Source organism: Cryobacterium melibiosiphilum (assembly GCF_003602235.1).
Classification (GTDB): Bacteria; Actinomycetota; Actinomycetes; order Actinomycetales; family Microbacteriaceae; genus Cryobacterium; species Cryobacterium melibiosiphilum.
Window position 1 is genome coordinate 92,637 of the sequence record NZ_QZVS01000096.1, and the last position, 18,331, is coordinate 110,967.

Annotated in this window: 17 protein-coding genes; 9 read left to right on the top strand and 8 right to left on the bottom strand. The window is 69.1% G+C overall.

Annotation, left to right across the window (positions count from 1 at the left end; all coding sequences use genetic code 11):
• Nucleotides 1-150 precede the first annotated feature (150 nt).
• Nucleotides 151-1,212, top strand: a complete 1,062-nt coding sequence (locus D6T64_RS19700) for a trypsin-like serine peptidase (RefSeq protein ID WP_119976384.1) — start codon at nucleotides 151-153, stop codon at nucleotides 1,210-1,212.
• A gap of 261 nt (nucleotides 1,213-1,473) precedes the next feature.
• Here the strand turns inward: D6T64_RS19700 and D6T64_RS19705 are convergent, their stop codons facing one another.
• Both D6T64_RS19705 and D6T64_RS19710 read right to left on the bottom strand, forming a co-directional pair.
• Nucleotides 1,474-2,100: a hypothetical protein gene (locus D6T64_RS19705; protein ID WP_119976385.1), complete on the bottom strand. Its 627-nt coding sequence runs from the start codon at nucleotides 2,098-2,100 to the stop codon at nucleotides 1,474-1,476.
• A gap of 21 nt (nucleotides 2,101-2,121) precedes the next feature.
• Complete coding sequence (locus D6T64_RS19710; protein ID WP_119976386.1) at nucleotides 2,122-2,676, bottom strand: hypothetical protein; 555 nt, start codon at nucleotides 2,674-2,676, stop codon at nucleotides 2,122-2,124.
• A 95-nt stretch (nucleotides 2,677-2,771) separates the two neighbouring features.
• Between D6T64_RS19710 and D6T64_RS19715 the strand changes: the two genes are divergently transcribed.
• Nucleotides 2,772-3,119: a zinc ribbon domain-containing protein YjdM gene (locus D6T64_RS19715; protein ID WP_119976387.1), complete on the top strand. Its 348-nt coding sequence runs from the start codon at nucleotides 2,772-2,774 to the stop codon at nucleotides 3,117-3,119.
• Nucleotides 3,120-3,139: 20 nt separating this feature from the next.
• Here D6T64_RS19715 and D6T64_RS19720 read toward each other — a convergent pair whose 3' ends face one another.
• Together D6T64_RS19720 and D6T64_RS19725 are read right to left on the bottom strand one after the other, a co-directional pair.
• Nucleotides 3,140-5,416 (bottom strand): YhgE/Pip domain-containing protein, encoded by a 2,277-nt coding sequence (locus D6T64_RS19720; protein ID WP_119976388.1) that lies wholly within the window; start codon nucleotides 5,414-5,416, stop codon nucleotides 3,140-3,142.
• The gene (locus tag D6T64_RS19725; RefSeq protein ID WP_119976389.1) at nucleotides 5,416-6,255 is read right to left on the bottom strand and encodes an ATP-binding cassette domain-containing protein; all 840 of its coding nucleotides are present in this window, start codon (nucleotides 6,253-6,255) and stop codon (nucleotides 5,416-5,418) included. Before D6T64_RS19725 ends, D6T64_RS19720 begins: the two co-directional genes overlap by 1 nt.
• A gap of 95 nt (nucleotides 6,256-6,350) precedes the next feature.
• Here D6T64_RS19725 and D6T64_RS19730 point away from each other — a divergent pair, with 95 nt between their 5' ends.
• A complete protein-coding gene (locus D6T64_RS19730; RefSeq protein WP_119976390.1) occupies nucleotides 6,351-7,031 on the top strand; it encodes a TetR/AcrR family transcriptional regulator in 681 nt (226 codons plus the stop codon).
• Nucleotides 7,032-7,107: 76 nt separating this feature from the next.
• Here the strand turns inward: D6T64_RS19730 and D6T64_RS19735 are convergent, their stop codons facing one another.
• On the bottom strand, nucleotides 7,108-8,109 hold the full coding sequence (locus D6T64_RS19735) for a 2-hydroxyacid dehydrogenase (RefSeq protein ID WP_233551442.1): 1,002 nt from the start codon (nucleotides 8,107-8,109) through the stop codon (nucleotides 7,108-7,110).
• Between the two features lie 343 nt (nucleotides 8,110-8,452).
• Here D6T64_RS19735 and D6T64_RS19740 point away from each other — a divergent pair, with 343 nt between their 5' ends.
• The 6 genes from D6T64_RS19740 to D6T64_RS19765 are packed head-to-tail and all read left to right on the top strand — an operon-like array spanning nucleotide 8,453 to nucleotide 14,950.
• The gene (locus D6T64_RS19740) at nucleotides 8,453-10,024 is read left to right on the top strand and encodes an ABC transporter substrate-binding protein (protein WP_119976391.1); all 1,572 of its coding nucleotides are present in this window, start codon (nucleotides 8,453-8,455) and stop codon (nucleotides 10,022-10,024) included.
• Nucleotides 10,025-10,079: 55 nt separating this feature from the next.
• Complete coding sequence (locus D6T64_RS19745; RefSeq protein WP_119976392.1) at nucleotides 10,080-11,078, top strand: ABC transporter permease; 999 nt, start codon at nucleotides 10,080-10,082, stop codon at nucleotides 11,076-11,078.
• A complete protein-coding gene (locus D6T64_RS19750) occupies nucleotides 11,071-12,084 on the top strand; it encodes an ABC transporter permease (protein WP_119976393.1) in 1,014 nt (337 codons plus the stop codon). Before D6T64_RS19745 ends, D6T64_RS19750 begins: the two co-directional genes overlap by 8 nt.
• Nucleotides 12,081-13,139, top strand: coding sequence for an ABC transporter ATP-binding protein (locus tag D6T64_RS19755; RefSeq protein ID WP_233551444.1), 1,059 nt, complete (start codon nucleotides 12,081-12,083; stop codon nucleotides 13,137-13,139). The genes D6T64_RS19750 and D6T64_RS19755 overlap by 4 nt, the downstream gene beginning before the upstream one ends.
• Nucleotides 13,132-14,208 (top strand): ABC transporter ATP-binding protein, encoded by a 1,077-nt coding sequence (locus D6T64_RS19760; protein WP_119976394.1) that lies wholly within the window; start codon nucleotides 13,132-13,134, stop codon nucleotides 14,206-14,208. The genes D6T64_RS19755 and D6T64_RS19760 overlap by 8 nt, the downstream gene beginning before the upstream one ends.
• A gap of 25 nt (nucleotides 14,209-14,233) precedes the next feature.
• Entirely contained in the window at nucleotides 14,234-14,950 is a 717-nt protein-coding gene (locus D6T64_RS19765; RefSeq protein ID WP_119976395.1) for a sulfite exporter TauE/SafE family protein, read from the top strand.
• 155 nt (nucleotides 14,951-15,105) lie between these two features.
• Here the strand turns inward: D6T64_RS19765 and D6T64_RS19770 are convergent, their stop codons facing one another.
• The 3 genes from D6T64_RS19770 to D6T64_RS19780 are packed head-to-tail and all read right to left on the bottom strand — an operon-like array spanning nucleotide 15,106 to nucleotide 18,302.
• Nucleotides 15,106-16,107, bottom strand: a complete 1,002-nt coding sequence (locus tag D6T64_RS19770; protein ID WP_233551445.1) for a 2-hydroxyacid dehydrogenase — start codon at nucleotides 16,105-16,107, stop codon at nucleotides 15,106-15,108.
• Nucleotides 16,104-17,396 carry a glucarate dehydratase family protein gene (locus D6T64_RS19775; protein WP_199719238.1) on the bottom strand — a complete coding sequence of 431 codons (1,293 nt, stop codon included), beginning with the start codon at nucleotides 17,394-17,396 and terminating at the stop codon, nucleotides 16,104-16,106. Before D6T64_RS19775 ends, D6T64_RS19770 begins: the two co-directional genes overlap by 4 nt.
• A gap of 60 nt (nucleotides 17,397-17,456) precedes the next feature.
• Nucleotides 17,457-18,302: an IclR family transcriptional regulator gene (locus D6T64_RS19780; protein ID WP_233551447.1), complete on the bottom strand. Its 846-nt coding sequence runs from the start codon at nucleotides 18,300-18,302 to the stop codon at nucleotides 17,457-17,459.
• Nucleotides 18,303-18,331: the final 29 nt, after the last annotated feature.

Here is an 18,331-nt window from a genome sequence, read left to right on the forward strand (position 1 = left end):
CCGCGCGTCTTCGGCTCGCGGTGACTTCCTCCAACGGGATTGGTGACTATCCCGAAATGAGGGTAGACAACCAGCATCAGGGCCACTATCAGGGCAGATACCACCGGCGTTTCTGGGCCCGGCGGATGTTTCGATACTGGAGTGAAGCTCATGACAACACAGAACCTCGAGAGAACACAGAAGCTGACGAGAACACCTAACCCGAAGAGAACACGGAACCTGAAGTCCGGTGCCCTCGCGGCGGTGCTGGTGGGGGCACTGTTCACGGCGGGTGGACTGCTGGCCGGCGGTGGGGCATCCGCTGTCGCACAACCGGCCGCCGGCTCGCGAACGACCGACGTCGACCAGTGGAACGTTCCGCAGGCGGAGCAGGGCTCACACTATTGGACCCCGGAACGCATGCAGGCCGCGGCGCCGGGCGACGTGCTCGTGGAGGAGAAGGCCGCCCGGAAAACCGACGAGCCGCCGCAGGCCGCGGCCCAGTCTGCCCGGTCCGCGTCGCCCCGGGGTCGGTCCCATGGCACCCGGTCCCACGGTTCCGGGTCACACACGGCGCCCCCGGCCGTGCCGGCAACCTCCTCGAACCACATCGGCAAGGTCTTCTTCACCCTGCAGGGCCTCGACTACGTCTGCTCCGGCAACGCGATCGTCGCCGCCAACGAGAACACCGTGGCGACGGCCGGGCACTGCGTCAGCTCCGGACCAGGGGCCTACGCCTCCCGCGTCGTCTTCGTGCCCGCCTACCTCAACGGTGCCGCGCCATTCGGCCAGTGGCTCGCGACCGACCTCTTCGCCCCCACCCAGTGGAGCGAGGATGGCGACATCAGCTACGACACCGGTTTCGCCGTCGTGCAATCCCCGACCGGCTCGACGTTGAGCGACACCGTCGGCGCCTCGACCGTGGCCTTCAACCAGAGCCGTGGCCTCGGCTACACGGCCTACGGGTACCCCGCGATGGCCCCGTTCAACGGCGAATCACTGCAGACCTGCGGCGGCGGCGCGATCGCCGACCCCTACGCGCAGACCCAGTCGCAGGGGATCCCCTGCGACCTGACCGGCGGGTCGTCGGGCGGCCCGTGGTTCATGGGCGGCGACTTCGGCGGGGTGCAGAACTCGAACAGCAGCTTCGGATACGGCACGATGACGGGCACCATGTTCGGCCCGTACTGGGGCTCCGTGATCGAAAACGTGTACAGCACGGCATCCGCCTGAGCCCGCCTTTGCCTGAGCCCGCTCACGCGGGCGTCGTGCGCCCGAAAGCCGCTCGTGCGCGCGAAACCTGCGTGACGTCGTGCGTCCGGACGCTGCGTCTGCGCTCGAAACCTGCGCGCTCGGGCGCTCATGCGCCGCAAAACTGCACGTGCGCCTGGCCTGCCACGCGCACGAGCAATTTTGAGGCGCATGAGGCTCCACGCGGGCGGGATCGCGGGCGGGATCGCGGGCGGGATCGCGGACCGGCGCGGGGCCCACGGGTCAGTTGGTCCGGCCGAGCTGCTCGACGATGGCGCCCCAGCAGCCGGCGTCCTGCCAGCGGTAGTCAGCGCCGGTGCCCGCGTCGCCGTCGAGGGCGGAGGCCCAGGCGTCTTCCTGGGCCGGGGTGAGGCCGTCGGGAAGCGCGGGGTTCGAGTAGTCCGCCGGGTCGTGGTCGTCGGCCCGGTTCCACCACTCGAAGTAGAGGTACTCGTGGCCCTCGGCCGCCATGCACTCGCGCACGAGTTGCTGCTGGGCGAGCCAGCTCTGGCGCGGCGTGAGGGCAGAGTCGGCGTCGAGCTCGGTCACGGGCCCAGTCTCGGGCTCTGTGGTCGCGGTGGTCGGCTCTGTTGCCGCGGGGGTGGCCGCTTCGGTGCCGGATGCCTCGGCGCCGGTCGTCGGACCGACCGACGCGGTCGGCGCGGGCTGCGGCACGGACGTGCTGGTCGGGGTGGCGGTGCCGGCCGCGCTGTCCTGTCCCGTCAGGGTGAGGGTGGCTGCGGGGCCGCTGGCCGCGGAGCCGGGTGGGAGCAGCGCGACCGCGGCTGCGAGCAGCCCGGCTGTGGCGAGCCCGGCCGTGGTGAGGGCGATGGTCTTGGTGATGCGTGTTTTCCCGAGGTGCAGGTGCATGTCGTCGACTCCTTCTCGTGATCAGTGGACGGTGTCGCCGGTGATGTGCAGGCCGTAGCCGGAGCATCCGCTCTCACGCCAGTCGGAGGAGGGATTCAAGCGATTTGCGCCGTACATCGCCTGCAGCCAGGCTTCTCTCTCGGCGAACTCCTGACGCGGCGGCTGGGGGCTCTCATTCAACCGCCAGTCGAAGTCGAGAAACTCGAGGCCCTGCTCGGTCATGCACTGTCGGATCACGTCCTGCAGCGCGTACCAGGTGGTCATCTCCGCCTCGGTCACGTAGGCCGGGTCGCTCGGCTCGAGGAACGGGTTGTACGCGGCGGACATCGGGTCGAGGGCGACCGGGATGGGCGGGGCGACCGGCGCCGGCGCCATCGAAGGATCTGCGGGGGCCGTCGGAGCGGGCTCCCGCGTCACGTCGCTGGTGATGCCGCTCATCACGAAGGACTCGCTCGTGCCAGCCGACTCGGCGGTGGCGGTGTCGGACATCGAGGCGCCGAGATAGAGGGTGAGGCCGCCGATCAGGATTGAGCCCGCGGTGATTCCGGCCATGAAGGCCGCTGTGCTCGTGCGCATTGTTCCTCCGGTTGCGTCGGTGCTCTGTAGCACTCCACAATCTATAGGAAGATAGGTGCTTTTAGCAAGGATTGGGCGCGAGTAATATAGGGGGAGTGAATGAAACTCTGCCCCCGTGCCCGAAATGCTCCAGTGACCTGACCTATGAAATGGGCGCCCTGCTCGTGTGCCCGCTCTGCGGCCATGAATGGAATGACGAACCGGTCGAAGAGGCGCAGGACGAGGTCATCAAGGATGCCTTCGGAACCGTGCTCACCGACGGCGACACCGTCAGCGTGATCAAGGACCTCAAGTTCAAGGGCAGCTCCACCGCCATCAAGGTCGGCACCAAGGTGCGCAACATCCGCCTCGTGCTGGATGCGACGGACGGCCACGACATCGACTGCAAGGTCGACGGCTTCGGTGCGATGCAGCTCAAGTCCAGCGTCGTCAAGAAGGTCTAAGCCGCCCGCCGGGCCTCGCCTCAGATCGCGAGGCTCGGGTGCAGCCGCGCAACGCTCCAGAACCGATTGCGGTGCGCCGCCATAATCGACAGCCCGAGGGCGATCCCGAGGAACAGCACCAGGTGGGCCGCGGCCGCCCAGGCGTACTCCACCCCGCCACCCGCGATCAGGTGCCGCAGGCCCGAGACCGCGTAGGACATGGGCAAGAACGGGCTGATCGCCTGGAAGAACGCGGGGGAGACCCCGACCGGGTACGTTCCCCCCGACGACGTGAGCTGCAGCATGAGCAGGATGAGCGCGACGAGTCGCCCCGCCCCGCCGAGCAGCGCCACGAGTGACTGGTGCACCGCCGTGAAGACGATGGCGACGAGCACCGTGAACGCGATCACCGCGGGCAGGTGCGGCGACTCCAGCCCCACGAATCCGATCAGCACCGCCATCAGCACAAGCGCCTGAACCACGCCGAACAGCGCGCCGGGCGCGAACCCGGCGAGGGCGACCCGCCAGGAGCGTGCCGTCGACGCCAGCGCCCGCGGCGACAGCGCGCGCAAAATCATGAACGTGACGATGCCGCCGATCCACAGCGAGAGCGGGATGAAGTACGGTGCCATGCCTTCGCCGTAGGCGTCGACGGCATTCTCGTGCACCCGGTCGACGGCGATCGGATTCGACCCGACATCGGTCAGGGCGGCGCGCTGCGCTCCGGTGTACGACGGCACCGCCTCCGCGCCCGCCGTGAGCCCGTCGGCCAGGGTCGCCGTGCCGGTGGCGAGCGTGCCGAGGCCGGTTTCGAGGTCGTTGGCTCCGGCATCCGCCGTCGCCGTGCCCGCGGCGAGACTCGTTGTTGCCGTTGCCAGGCTGCCGGCGCCCGCCGAGACGGATGCCGCCCCTGCGCCAACGCCGTCGGCCCCGGCGGCCGCGTTCACGATGCCGGCGCGCAGCTCGGGGGTTGCCTCCGCGAGCGCCTGCGTGCCCGCCGAGAGGGTGCCGAGGCCGGTCGCCACGGTGTGGGCCCCGGTTGCCAGCGCCGTGGCGCCCTCGGTGAGCGGGGTGAAGGCGGCGGACAGGGTTGCGGCGCCGGTGCTGACTCCGCTCGCCCCGGTCGCGACTCTCGCGGCCCCGTCGGCTGCGACCGCGGCGTTCGTCGTGAGGGCTTCGGCACCGTCGGCGGTCGTGTTCGCCCCGGCCGCGAGCTGCTGCAGCAGCGCGCGGCGCTGGCCGTCGCTGAGGGTCTCGTAGCTCGAGAGCAGGGCCGCGGCCGCGTCGGAGACCGTTCGGCTGGCCGTGGACAGGGTGTCCGCGCCGGTGGCCAGCGCGCCGGTGCCCGTGGCAAGGGCGGCGCTTCCGGTGGCGACCGCGGCCGCTCCACTGGCGAGCGTGCCGGCCCCGGTCTGTGCGGTGCCGAGGCCGGTCGTGAGAGCATCGGCGCCGGTGGCGAGCGTGCTGCTGCCCGACTGGGCGGATGCCGCCCCCGCCTCCAGTGCGCCGGTCTGCTCGGTCAGCCCCGCGGTCGCCGAGGTGAGGGTGCCGAGGCCCGCTGACAGCTCGGCGGTGCCGGATTCGAGGGTCGTCGCGCCGGCGGTGAGGTCGGTGCTGCCCGTGGCGACGTCGCCGCTGCCGGCGGCCAGCTGGTCGAGTCCGGTCGCGAGCGTGGTGGAGCCGTCGTGGGCGGTTGCGGCGCCCGTACTGAGGTCGGTGGCGCCGCTGCCGGCCGTCGTCAGATCGTCGTGCACGGCGCTGAAGGCGAGGTAGATCTGGTCGAGATAGGAGTCGGTCGCCCCGCCCTGTACCTGCTGGCGCAGGGTGGCGGCGATGGAGTTGCTGACCTGCCCGACGATGTAGTTGTCGGCGTCGTTCGTGGTCACGGTGAGCAGCGCCTGCTCGGGGGAGTCGCTGCCCATCGAAGCGAGGTGGGCCGAGAAGTCGGCCGGCACCACGATCGTGGCCGCGAAGGTGCCGTCGTCGAGGCCCACCCGTGCGGCGGCCGCATCGGTTTCGACCCAGGTGAAGCCGGCGTCCGAGCTGCTGCCGGTGAGCGTGTCGGCGAGGTCGGCGCCGGCCGCGAGAGTGCCGGGCTGCGTCGTGGTGCCGGGGGCGGCATCCGTCGTCACCGGCTCGTCGTTGTTCACGACCGCGGCCGTCAGTTGGTCGAGGTTGTCGGTGGGGCTCCAGGTGGAGGACAGGTAGAGCCCGCCGTAGAGCGCCGGGAGTACCGCGATCACGACCAGGGCCGCCTTGGTCAGGCGGGTGACCCGAAACCGGGACAGCTCGATGCGGGGCAGGGAGAATACGGGCATCAGGCGCCTTCGAGGATGGGGAGAGCCGGGACAGCGGGTAGGGCGGCGGCGGGCAGATCGAGGTCGAGCACCGTGACCCGACGCAGCGATCCGTCGGCGTGTGACGCGGCAAGGGCCAGCACGGCCTCGCCAAGCTCACGCGTGTCCTGGCAGGTCACGATGATCGTCAGGTTCGGGATGCGCTGGGTCGTCAGAACCAGCAGGCTCGCCCAGGCGAGCCGACGGTCATCGGTGTCGCGCAGCACGTCGAGGTCATCGATGACGAGCACCTCCGGTGCCGACATGAGGGCCAGCACCACGCCGAGCACGAGGCGCGGCAACGGCTGCGTGCTCGCGACGATCTCGTCCCGCCACAGCGGTTCGAGGCGGTGCGCCTGCCGTGCGGTGGAGTCGGCGTTGGAGTCGGCGTTGGTCGGCGCGAGGGAATCGATGACCGCGTTGGCACGCGCGATGATGGCATCGACCTGGGCGTGGGTGGTCCAGGGGCGCCACCACGGCCCGTTCAACACAATGGCCTCCGCGACGTGCTGGCCGACCGTGAGGGTGTCGTCGAGGGCATTGATGGCCGTGTTGTTGGCGAGGGCTACCCGCTGCCGCACCGGGCTCGCCTGCCGGGGCAGCTCGTGGCCGAGCACGGTGAGCTCGCCGGTGCTTGCCTTCATGCGCCCGGCGAGCGTAAGGGCGAGGGCCGACTTGCCGGAGCCGAATGACCCGGCGATGACGCACAGGTCGCCCGCGGCAACGTGCAGGTCGACACCCGCACGCAGGCGTGGCCCGGTACCGGCGATCGTCATCGCGGTGGCGCGGATGATGGTGGCCCTGGTGGTCTCAGCTGTCATGTCAGCCAGTCTCGCACGGTTTCAATACTTTCAGTATCAAAAACTTAAAGTATTCATAGCGCTTTCAGGCGCCGAAATCTGAGACACTGGAGTCAATGTCCGAGACGACCCTGCAGCCATCCGTATCCCCGCCCGACCCCGCCGTCGATCTGACCGTCTCCGGCTCCGTTCGACGCCGCCCGCGCCGCGAAGACGTGCGCGCGGCCCTGCTCGAAGCCGCCGTCGAGGTCTTCGAGGAGACCGGCTACCTGGCGGCGCGCCTCGACGTGATCGCCGAGCGCGCTGGCTACACGAAGGGTGCCATCTACTCCAATTTCGGCTCCAAGCAGGAACTCTTCGCGAGCCTGCTCGCCGAGCGCCTCGCCGGCATCACCGCCGACTTTCTCGCCAAGTCCGCGGACTTCTCCTCCTTCGGTGAGCTGCTGCAGTATTCGGCGGCTCGCCTGGCCGACGAGGTGCTGCGGGAACAGGCCTGGCACACGCTCGTCGTCGAATTCACCATCCAGGCCGGCCGTGACTCCGAGGTGGGCGCGGTCTACCAGGCCCAGCGCCGCATCCGCCGCGATCTGCTCGCCGCGACCATCGCCGACCGGGCGGCGCCCTTCGGCGGATCGGCCGACCCGAACGATTACAGCGTGCTCGCGATGATGCTGCTCGCAACCGTGAACGGCCTCGCGATCGAGGTCGCGGCCGACCCCGACGGTGTGACCCGGGAACAGATTCGGGACAGCCTCGCCGCGGTGCTCACGGCCGCGCTCGCCCTGCGCTCGCCGTAACGGCGGCGTCGACGGTCGGGGGCGCTCGTCGGGAGGACTGCCGCCTGATCACGCATCAGGAGAAGTCGGGCGCGCATCAGTGCGAAACGGGGGTGACCAGGCTGCCGTCGAGCAGGAAACTGTGCAGGTTGGCCAGGGTCAGATCCGCCATCATCGCTCGGGTTTCGGTTGTCCCGCTGGCAAGGTGCGGGAGCAGCACCACGTTGTCGAGGGCGAGCAGCGCCTCGGGAACGTGGGGTTCGGCCTCGAAGACATCGAGGCCAGCGCCGCCGAGTGCTCCGCTCAGCAGGGCCTCGACCAGTGCAGCTTCGTCGACGACGGTGCCGCGCGCAATGTTGATGAGGACTCCCTGCGGGCCGAGGGCCGCAAGAACCTCCGCGGTGATGAGTTTTACGGAGTCGCTACCGCCGGCGGCCGCCACGATGAGGGCGTCGGAGTCGGTGGCGAGTTCGGTGAGCGAAGCCACGTAGCGGTAGTCCACCCCGACGGCTGGCTTGCGGTTGTGGTACGAGATCACGCAGTTGAATCCCTCGACGCGCTGGGCGATGGCCGTGCCGATGCGCCCCAGGCCGACAATGCCGATGCGCTTGCCGGAGAGCTTGGTGGCGAGCGGGAAGTTACCGTTCAGCCAGTCGCCGCGGCGCACGAAACGGTCGGCCGCGCTCGTGCGCCGAAAGACGTCCAACAGCAGGGCAAGAGCCGTGTCGGCCACGCAGTCGTTGAGTACGTCGGGAGTGTTGCTGATCAGGATGCCGCGGGCGCGAGCCTGGGCGACATCCGTCGTGTCATAGCCGACGCCGAAATTGACCACCGCGCGAAGATTGGGCAGTGCGGCCATCAGCTCGGCGTCGACGCCGACCTTGCCCGACGTGACGGCCACGGTGAACTCCGAGCCGTGTTCGGCGAGAAACGCCGCTCGTTCGACTCCGTCGGGAACCCGCACAGCCCCGTGCTCGGCTGCGATCGTGGCCTGCACGATCGGCATCAGGGGCCCGACCTGCAGGACACGCTCGGGCGCACGGGTGGGAATTGTCGGCGCCGAAAGACCCGCGGCTTGGACGTCTGCGTTGATAGTCACATTCGCAGGTTAGTTTCCGGGACCGATACCGTCCAACACGTAATTCGTATGGATCGATACCCGCGGTGAATGAAACGGGTGTTCCCGGTTGACTTCCGCGTATTTCCGCGGCGCCAGGGGGCCCACGATGGGGCACAACTGCCGAAAACCGCCCTCGGGGCACCGTCGACGCCGGCCCGCAATACATTCGTGCCTTGACCTTGCCTGCATGGCCCCACAAGCTAGGGCGTGTCTACAAGCACAGACTCCAGCTTCATCCGTAGACGAGAGGGCAGCGCAGACGCTGCGCTCGACACAGCTTTGTGTGAGATCACCCCGTGTGCCAGATCAACCGGAGGAACCAATGAAGTTTTCTTTTACCCGTAGTGCACGGTCACCCCAGGGTGTCATCGTCGGCGCCGCGGTCGCCGCGAGCACCGTGCTGCTGCTGAGCTCGTGTGCGGTCGCCAATTCCGAACCGACGGGCGGCGGCGAGTCGTCCGACACCATCCGCATCGTCCTGCAGCAGGAACCGCCGACGCTCGAGGCCTGTGAGTCCAACCTCACCTCGACCGGTGTCGTCACGCGGTCCAACATCACCGAGCCGCTCGTGGAGCGCAACCCCACAACCGGTGACCTCGACCCGTTGCTCGCCACGTCGTGGGAGCAGACGAGCGACACCGAGTGGACCTTCACCCTGCGTGACGACGTGACTTTCTCCGACGGCACCCCCTTCAACGCCGAAGCGGCGGCCTTCACGATTGACCGGGCCGTCAACTCCGACCTCGCCTGCAACGTCGAGGGCTACGTGTTCGGCGACGATGACCTCGTCGTGAACGCCGTCGATGACACGACCCTCACGGTGACCACCGTCTCGCCCGACCCCATCCTGCCGCTGCGGCTCTCGTTCATCGAGATCGTGCCGACCTCGACGGATGGCACGGCCAAGGTCCGCGAGCCCATCGGCACCGGCCCCTATGCCATCGCCCAGTGGGATGCCGGCACCAAGCTCACCCTCGAGCGCAACGACAGCTACTGGGGTGACGCTCCCGCCTACGCGACCGCCGAGTACCAGTGGCGCTCCGAGGGCACGGTTCGCGCGGCCATGATCACGAGCGGCGAAGCTGACCTCGCGATGGGCCTCGGTCCGGACGACGGCGCCGGCGACCTCGGTATCGACTACCCCAACAACGAGACGGTCGGCCTGCGCATGACCGCCGAGATCGCGCCCCTCAACGACATACGCGTTCGTGAGGCCGTAAACTACGCCATCGACAAGTCGGGCATCATCGACTCCCTCTACCAGGGCGCGCACCTCCCGGCCGCCCAGCTCGTGCCGGAAGGCATCGTGGGCCACAACGCCGACCTCGAGCCGTGGGAATTCGACGTCGAGCAGGCCAAAGCGCTCGTCGCCGAGGCCAAGGCCGATGGCGTTCCCGTTGACGACACGATCACCATTGTCGCCCGCAACGCGCAGTTCCCGAAGGTATCCGAGATGGCCCAGGTGCTGCAGGAGCAGCTCACCCAGGCCGGCCTCACCGTGGAACTCAAGATGGTCGACACCACCCAGCACCTGCAGTACCAGCTGCGTCCGTTCGTCGAGAACGAGGGTGCCATCGCCCTGCTGATCCAGCACGGCAACCAGGCCGGGGATGCCCAGTTCAGCGCCGACCAGTACATGACCACGACCGGTGCGCAGAGCGTCTACGGCACGGCCGAGTTCGACGCCATGCTGGAAGCGGCATCGACCGAGACCGGAGCCGACCGCCAGGCCGCCTACGAGGACATCTTCGAATACCAGAACGATGAAATCGTGCAGTTCGCGTTCATTTCGCACCAGACCGGCATTATCGGCAAGGCGGCGAATGTGAACTACGAGCCGAACTCCTCCTCGGGCGACGAACTCCGCATCGCGGAGATCACCCCCGCGAGCTGATGCAACCGCTGACACTGCGCATCCGCTGACAGCCATTCAAAGGTAGAAGACACTCATGCTGACATTCCTCAGACGCAGAATCGTCTCCAGCGCACTTCCCCTGCTCGTGGTGATCCTGGGCGTCTTCGCCCTGGCTCGCCTGACCGGTAACCCGGCGAGCCTGTACCTCCCCCTGAACGCCACCGAGCAGATGCGCGCGGACTTCACGGAGAAGAACGGGCTCGACGACCCGATCTGGGTGCAGATGGCCGACTACTTCGGCGGGGTGCTCCGGTTGGATTTCGGCGAGTCTCTTCGCACGGGAGAGTCCGCAGCCGCCATGGCGCTGCGGGCCTTCCCGGCCACCCTCCAGCTCGCCGGCACGACGATGCTCCTCGCCGTCGTACTGGCCGTCATCGTCGGCAGCTGGGCAGCCCTCAAGCCCAACGGCCTCGCCGACCGCATCTCCAGCTTCATCTCGATGGCCGCCGCCAGTGTTCCCGATTTCTGGCTCGCGATCATGGGCATCTGGGTCTTCGCCATCACCCTCGGTTGGGTCCCCACCTCGGGCGTCGGCGGACTGAGCGCCTGGGTGCTGCCGATCCTCACCCTGCTGTTGCGCCCGTTCGGGGTGCTCGTGCAGATCGTGCGCGGCGCCATGGTCTCGTCACTGTCTGAGCCCTACATCAAACTAGCCCGCAGCAAGGGTGCCAGCGAGTACCGGGTCGTCACCCGGCACGCCCTGCGCAACGCGGCGGCGCCGGCCCTGACGGTGGCCGGCGACCTGGCCGTGGGCCTGGTCAACGGCGCGGTCGTCGTCGAGTCGATCTTCGGCTGGCCCGGCATCGGAAAGCTCATGATCGACTCGATCCTGCAGCGTGACTTCGCGGTTCTGCAGGCGGCGGTGCTCCTGACCGCCATCTCGATCTTCATCCTCAACATCCTGATCGACCTCGGTTACGCCGGGCTCGACGCCCGGGTGCGCCCCGCCGGCAAACGCTCGAAGGCCCCCAAGGCCGTCGTGCCCGCCGCTGCCGTCGCCGTCGAGCCGAAGGAACGGAACGCCCATGTCTAAGCCGCCCCGCAACGTGAACCAGCTGCCCACCGGGGGCCGCGCCGTCGCCCCGCCTGGCACCGAAGCGATCGCCCTGCCCCGGCCGGAGTTGCCCGACAAGAAGGCCAGCCTCTTCCACCTGCTGCTCAAGGACCGCTTCGCCACGGCCGCCGCGATCGTGCTCGTCTTCGTCGGGCTGACCGCCCTGTTCGGCCCGACCCTGATGAGCGACCTCGCCACCCGCCAGGATCTCAGCGCCACCAACCGGCCGCCGTTCAGCCTCGGTGACGGCTGGGCCTTTATCCTCGGCAGCGACTCCCTCGGCCGCAGCATGGTCGCCCGCCTCGTCGTGGCCACGCAGACCACCCTCTCGGTGGCCCTGCCCGCGGTCGGCATCTCCCTGATCGTCGGATCGCTCTGGGGCGTCTGGGCCGGCTATCACCGCGGCATCCGCGAGACCGTCTCGATGCGCATCGCCGACGTCATCATGAGCTTCCCGTCGCTGCTGCTCGCCGTGGTCATCCTCTACGTGTTCTCGCCGAGCGCCGCCAACATCGTGCTGATCCTCGCGGTCACGCGCATCCCGATCTACCTGCGCACCGCGCGCGCCGAATCGGCGGAGCTGCAGAGCCGTACCTTCGTCGACGCGGCCCGCACCTTCGGCACCAAGCCGAACGCCATCATCCGTCGCCACGTCATTCCCGTCGTGACACCCACCCTGCTCACCCTCGCCACACTCGAATTCTGCTACGTGATGCTCGCCGAGAGTTCGCTGAGCTTTCTGGGCATCGGCATCCAGCCGCCGGACGTGAGCTGGGGTCTCATGGTCGCCCAGGGCCGCCAGTACCTGCAGACCGCCTGGTGGCTGTCGTTCTTCCCGGGACTTGCGATCGTGCTCACCACCGTCGCCGCCAACGTTCTCGCCGCCTGGCTGCGCATCGCGACCGACCCCGCCCAGCGCTGGCGGCTCACGCTGCCTCGCAAGCGGATGATCCGGCGCATCACCCCGAAGGAGGTTCAGTCGTGACCACCCAGACCGCCCGTTCCAGCCAGACCGCCTTGGCGTCCCGCGACCAGCTCACCGAGAACGAGGTCGTTCTCACCGTGACCGGGCTCGACGTGGACATCCGCACCCCCAAGGGCGTGTTGCGAGCCGTGAACAACGTCAGCTTCGAGGCCCGTGCGGGGCGCACCTTAGCCCTGCTCGGCGAATCCGGCTGCGGCAAGTCGATGACGGCCAAAGCCGTCGCGGGCCTGCTCGACCCGGTCGCCGACGTCACCGGCGGCACGGTCGTGCTGAACGGCACCGATCTGGCCGCCCTCACCCCTAAGCAGCGCCTGAAGTATGCCGGCCCCGAGCTGGGCATCGTCTTCCAGGACGCCCTCACTGCCCTCAACCCGGTGTACACCGTGGGAACCCAGCTCGGCGAGGCGTTTCGCATCCACCAGGGCCTCTCGAAGAAGGCCGCGAGGGTCAAGGCCATCGAACTGATGGGCCACGTCGGCATCCCGCAGCCGGAAACCCGCGTCGACTCGTTCCCGCACCAGTTCTCAGGGGGTATGCGCCAGCGCATCCTGATCGCGATGGCCGTGGCCCTCAACCCCCGGCTGTTGATCGCCGATGAACCCACGACCGCGCTCGACGTGACCGTGCAGGCCCAGATCATGAAGCTGCTGCGGGACCTCCGCACCGAGAGCCACATGGCCGTCGTGCTGATCACCCACGACCTCGCCCTCGTTGCGGAGGAGGCCGACACCGTGGCCGTGATGTACGCCGGCAACGTCGTGGAGACCGGCCCGGTGCGCGAGGTCTTCGGCTCGCCCAAGCACCCGTACACCCGCGGACTGCTCGATTCCGTGCCGGCGGATGTGGGGCGTGGCGCCGACCTGAACTCGATCGCCGGGTCCCCTCCCGAACTGCACCGCATCCCCGAGGGATGTGTCTACCAGTCCCGCTGCCCGCTCGTGCAGGACGTCTGCCGAGCCATCCGCCCCGCCCTCGAGCCGGAGGGCGACGGCAACCGCACCGTGGCCTGCCACTTCGCACTGACGACCGACAGCAAGGAGCTGGACAATGTCTGACACCATCGCCTCTACCCTTGCGCCGGTTCCGTTGCTCGACGTGCGCGGGCTCACCAAGAACTTCCACGTTCCCGGCCGCGGCAACAACGTGCTCTGCGCGCTCGACAAGATCGACCTGCACGTGGGCCACGGCGAGACGCTGGGGCTCGTGGGTGAATCGGGTTGCGGCAAGTCCACCCTGGCCCGCACCCTGCTGATGCTGGAGCAGCCGGACGAGGGCAGCATCCGCTTCGAGGGAACCGACCCCTTCGGGCTCAAGGGCAAGCAGCTGCTGGCCTGGCGGCGCCGGGTGCAGATGGTCTTCCAGGACCCGTTCGCCTCCCTCAACGCCCGCATGACCGCCGGGGAGATCATCTCGGAGCCCTGGGCCACCCACACCGACCTGTACCCGGGCAAGAAGGCCCGCGCGGCCCGCCTGGCGGAACTCATGGAACTCGTGGGCCTGCGCCCGAGCGACGGCGGCAAGTCCCCGCAGGAATTCTCCGGCGGCCAGCGCCAGCGCATCGGCATCGCCCGCGCCCTGGCACTCGACCCCGACGTCATCGTGCTCGATGAGCCCGTCTCGGCGCTCGACCTGTCGGTGCAGGCGCAGGTGCTCAACCTGCTCAACGACCTGCAGAAACGTCTCGGCGTGGCCTACATCTTCATCTCGCACGACCTGTCGGTGGTGCGCCACGTCGCCGACCGGGTCGCCGTGATGTACCTCGGTCGTATCGTGGAGACCGGAACCACCGAGCAGGTCTTCGACCGGCCCCGGCACCCCTACACAGCCGCCCTGATGTCGGCGTCGCCGCACCTGGATGTGAGCGGGCTGACCCCGCGCAACCGGATCGTGCTCGAGGGCGAGATGCCCTCGCCGCTCGACCCGCCGAGCGGCTGCCGATTCCGCACCCGCTGCTGGAAGGCGCAGGACGTGTGCGCCACGACGCCGCCGCCGGCATCGAGCTCGGCGGCGGAGCCCCTCCACGCGGCGGAGTGCCACTTTCCCATGACGCCCGAGGATCTGAAGACGGCTGGTGCCCCGATCAAGCCCAAGAACGCGGTGAACTTGCTCGCACCCACATCGTGAGCGCCCGGGCGTACGGCCGGCGCTCGTGACCGGGCTGGAGATCGCCATCATCGCGGTGGCGATCGTGGCGGCGTCAGCCCTGCAGGCGTCGATCGGCTTCGGCATGGGTATGCTTGCCGCACCCGTGATCGGGCTCATTGACCCGACCCTGCTGCCGGGCACGGTGATCATGCTCGCGGTGCTCCTCACAGCGGCGGTGGCCCTGAAGGAACGCTCGCACCTCGACCTCAGGGGCGCGGGCTGGGCCCTCGTGGGGCGCATACCGGGCAGCCTGATCGGGGCGTGGCTGGTCTTTGTGCTGCCCGCGAGCGGGCTGGCCTGGGCCGTGGCGGTCGTCGTGCTCGGCGGTGTGGTGATGGCGCTCTCCGGCTGGGCGCCCGTACCCAATCGGGTCTCCCTCATCACCGCAGGGGCGGCATCCGGCGTGATGGGAACGGCCACGTCGATCGGCGGCGCCCCGATGGCGCTGATCTGGCAGCGCTCGCGGGGGCCGCAGCTGCGCGGCACCATGAGCGCGTTCTTCCTGGTGGGCTCGTCAATCTCGCTGATCGCACTCGCCGCGCTCGGCACGGTCACCCCGGCAACGCTGCAGCTGGCGGCTTGGATGGTGCCCGCGGTGCTGGTGGGCTATGTGCTGTCGCGGTTCGTGAACCGGTTCCTGAACCACCGGCGGCTGCGGATGACGGCGCTCGCGGCATCCGCTCTCGGCGCGGTGCTGCTGATCGGTGCCCAGCTGCTCTGACGCCGCGATGCGCGCGTCTGAGCGGGCGCACAATGCCCCATGACGCCTGGCCGCACCGCGCGAGTGGGCGCAATCTGCCCCGTGAACGCCGGGCAAGGGTCCGTTTGAGCCCACTCGTGAAGGTGAAGGGGCGATTTGCGCCCACTCGTCGGGCGTCAGTGCACGACGCGGGCAAGCGGGCGGCCGTGGGCCAGGTTGTCGACGTTCGCGGCGATGTCGGCGGCGCGCAGCTGAAAGGTGCGCTCGGCGTGCCCCGAGTAGTGCGGTGTGAGCACGACCGTGTCGAAGCCGGCGAAGCGGGCGACGGCGGATGGCGCGGCGCCGGTGGCGTTCGGAGCGCCCCACCACACGTCGAGCCCGGCGCCCGCAATGCGCTTGTCGTCCAGGGCTTCCACGAGCGCGTCCTCGTCGACGAGCGGCCCGCGGGCCACGTTGATGAGGATCGCGGTCGGCCGCATCTGGCCGAGGGCCTCGGCGTTGATCACGCCACGGGTGGCGTCGCTGAGCGGCAGGGTCACCACGACGACATCGCTGCTGCCGAGCAGCTCGGGCAGCTCGTCGAGGCCGCCGACCCAGTCGAGGGTCAGGTCAGCGGGCACGGCGCCAGCCGGGTTGTGCCGCACGGCGCGCACGCGCATGCCGAGGCCTGCGGCCAGGCGCGCCACCTCCTGCCCGATGCCGCCGAAGCCGAGCAGCCCGAGGGTTTGACCCCGCAGGCTGACATGGAACGGCACCGCAGGGTCGTTGGCGACCGTGCGCCAGGTCCCGGCGCGCATCTCGCGGTCGACCGGAATCACGCGGCGGGACAGCATTAGGGCGGTCATGATGACGTGCTCGGCGATCGGCTCGCCGTGGTGGAAGGTGTTCGCGACCCGGGTCCGGGGCGCGAGCGACGCGAGCGGGATCTTGTCGAACCCCGCCCCCGTGACGTGCACGAGCCGCAGCCGCGCTGCGGCGGCCACCATCGCCGGGGACATCGAGGAGCAGACCAGCACATCCGTGGTCGGCAGCGCGCCGAGCACCTGCTGCTCGCTCCAGGAGTTCGCGATGGTCCAGTCGTTGCCCCCGTCGCCCTGGGTGAGCTCCGCTTCGAACCGGCTCATGATGTTGTCCGTCACGAGCACCCGCTGCGCGGTGAAAGCGGTCTCGGCGCTCACCAGCGCGGGCTTTGCAGCTCGTAGTCGGGCTGGATGCGCTGCATGTAGCCGGTGTCGTCGCGGTTCAGCAGCCCCGACTTCAGGTACTGCTCGTGCAGGCGTGCGAGGGCGTCGCGGTCGAGTTCCACCCCGAGGCCGGGAGTGGTGGGCACGGCAACGGCTCCGTGATGGAATGACAGCACGCCCGGCACGATCACGTCCTGGTCGGTGTCCTTCCACGGCCAGTGGGTGTCGCAGGCATAGTCGAGGTTGGGCGTCGCCGCAGCGAGGTGCACCATGGCCGCGAGGCTGATGCCGAGGTGCGAATTGGAGTGCATCGACAGCCCGAGGTCGAAGGTCTCGGTGATGCCGGCGAGGGCCTGAGAGCGCCGCAGCCCGCCCCAGAAATGGTGGTCGGAGAGGATCACGTCGACGGCACCCTCGCGCACGGCCGGGGCCACGTCGTCGAAGCTCACCACGCACATGTTGGTGGCCAGCGGCATCGGCACCGCGCGCCGCACCGCGGCCATGCCCGGGATGCCGGGGGTCGGGTCTTCGAGGTACTCGAGCACGCCGTCGAGGGCCTGCCCGACCCTGACCGAGGTGGGCACCGTCCAGGCGCCGTTCGGGTCGAGGCGCAGCGGATGCGTCGGGAAGGCCCGGTGCAGCTCGAGCACGGCGTCGATCTCTTCTTCGGGCGTGAACACACCGCCCTTGAGCTTGAGCGCGGTGAACCCGAAGTCGGTGACCATGCGCTGGGCCTGGGCGACGATTCCGGCCGGGTCGAGCGCAGCGCCCCACGAGTCGTCGTCCTGGCCGGGATGGCCCGCCCACTTGTAGAACAGGTAGCCGCTGAAGGCAATTTCGCTGCGCACGGCGCCGCCGAGCAGGTCGCTGACCGGTCGCCCGACGACCTTGCCCTGGATGTCGAGCGCCGCCACGTCGAACGGGGACAGCACCCTGTCGGGCGTGCTCGACCCGGTGACCATGCCGCTCATGCCGTGGCCGCCAACGGTGGTGTCGGCGCGCAGCGACACGATGATGCGTCGCCGCATCTCGCTGATGTTGAAGATGTCCAGGCCGACCAGCTCGCGGGCGACCAGGTTCAGCCGGGCCAGGTGCGGGGCGTCGCCGTAGGTCTCGCCGAGGCCCGTGTAGCCCGAGTCGGTCTCGATCTCGACGATCGCGCGCAGGGCGAAGGTCTCGTGCACGCCGACCGTGTTGAGCAGCGGTAGGTCGCGAAAGGCGATCGGGGTGATCACGATTTTCGTGATGAGGTGACGTTCGGATACGACGATGGGGCTGGTCACTGCGGGTGACTCCTTCGGGTGTCAGGTCTTTTCGGAAACAGGTGAAATCGAAGCGGCAGACTAAATCCAGGCGGCGTCCTTGATCGGGCGCACGATTCTGCAGACCTTCTGCCCGGCCAGGCGCAGCGCGGAGATGACCTCCGCCTCTCGTGCGGGAGCGAGGCCGGCCAACGGCAGCGAGACGCTGATCGCGTCTGACGCCGGGTCTGCGTAGGGAAGGGCCACTGCGAAGCAGCGCAGGCCGGGCGTGTTCTCCTCGTTGTCGATGGCAAAGCCTCGGGCGCGGGTCTGTTCGAGGTCGCGGTCGAGGTCGGCGCGCACGGCGAGCGTGTGGGGGGTGAGGCGGGCCGCATCCGTCGGGATATGACGCGAGCGGTCGGCGCCGGTGCGCTCGGCGAGCACCGCCTTGCCGAGCGAGGTGGCGTATGCCGGAAGTCGGCGCCCGACCCTGCTGAGAGGACGCGAGTACCGGCTCGACTCCCGGGTGGACAGGTAGACCATGTCGAAACCGTCGAGGCGCCCGAAGTGGAAGGTCTCGTCGAACTGCGCGTGCAGCTCGTCGAGATAGGTCTGCACGATCGGCAGGTAGGGGTCGGCGTCGAGGTAGCTGGTGCCGGCCAGCAGGGCACGGATGCCGATCCGGTACAGCGACCCCGAGCTGTCACCGCTCACCCAGCCGTGTTTGGCGAGCGTGCGCAGGAGCGCGTGCAGGCTGCTGCGCGGCACGTTCATCGCCTCGCTCAGCTCCCGGATGCTGGTGGGCCGGTTCTGGCGCCCGGCCAGCAGCTCGAGCAGCTCCACGGTACGCGCCGCGGACTTCACGTCGCGCACCCCGGATTCCATCGGGGTTCCGGTGTCGCTGGGCTCGCTGGGCACGCTCACGTTCGGAATGGCGGAAAGCGACATGGTCATCTCCTTCGTGAGGCGCCCGTCCT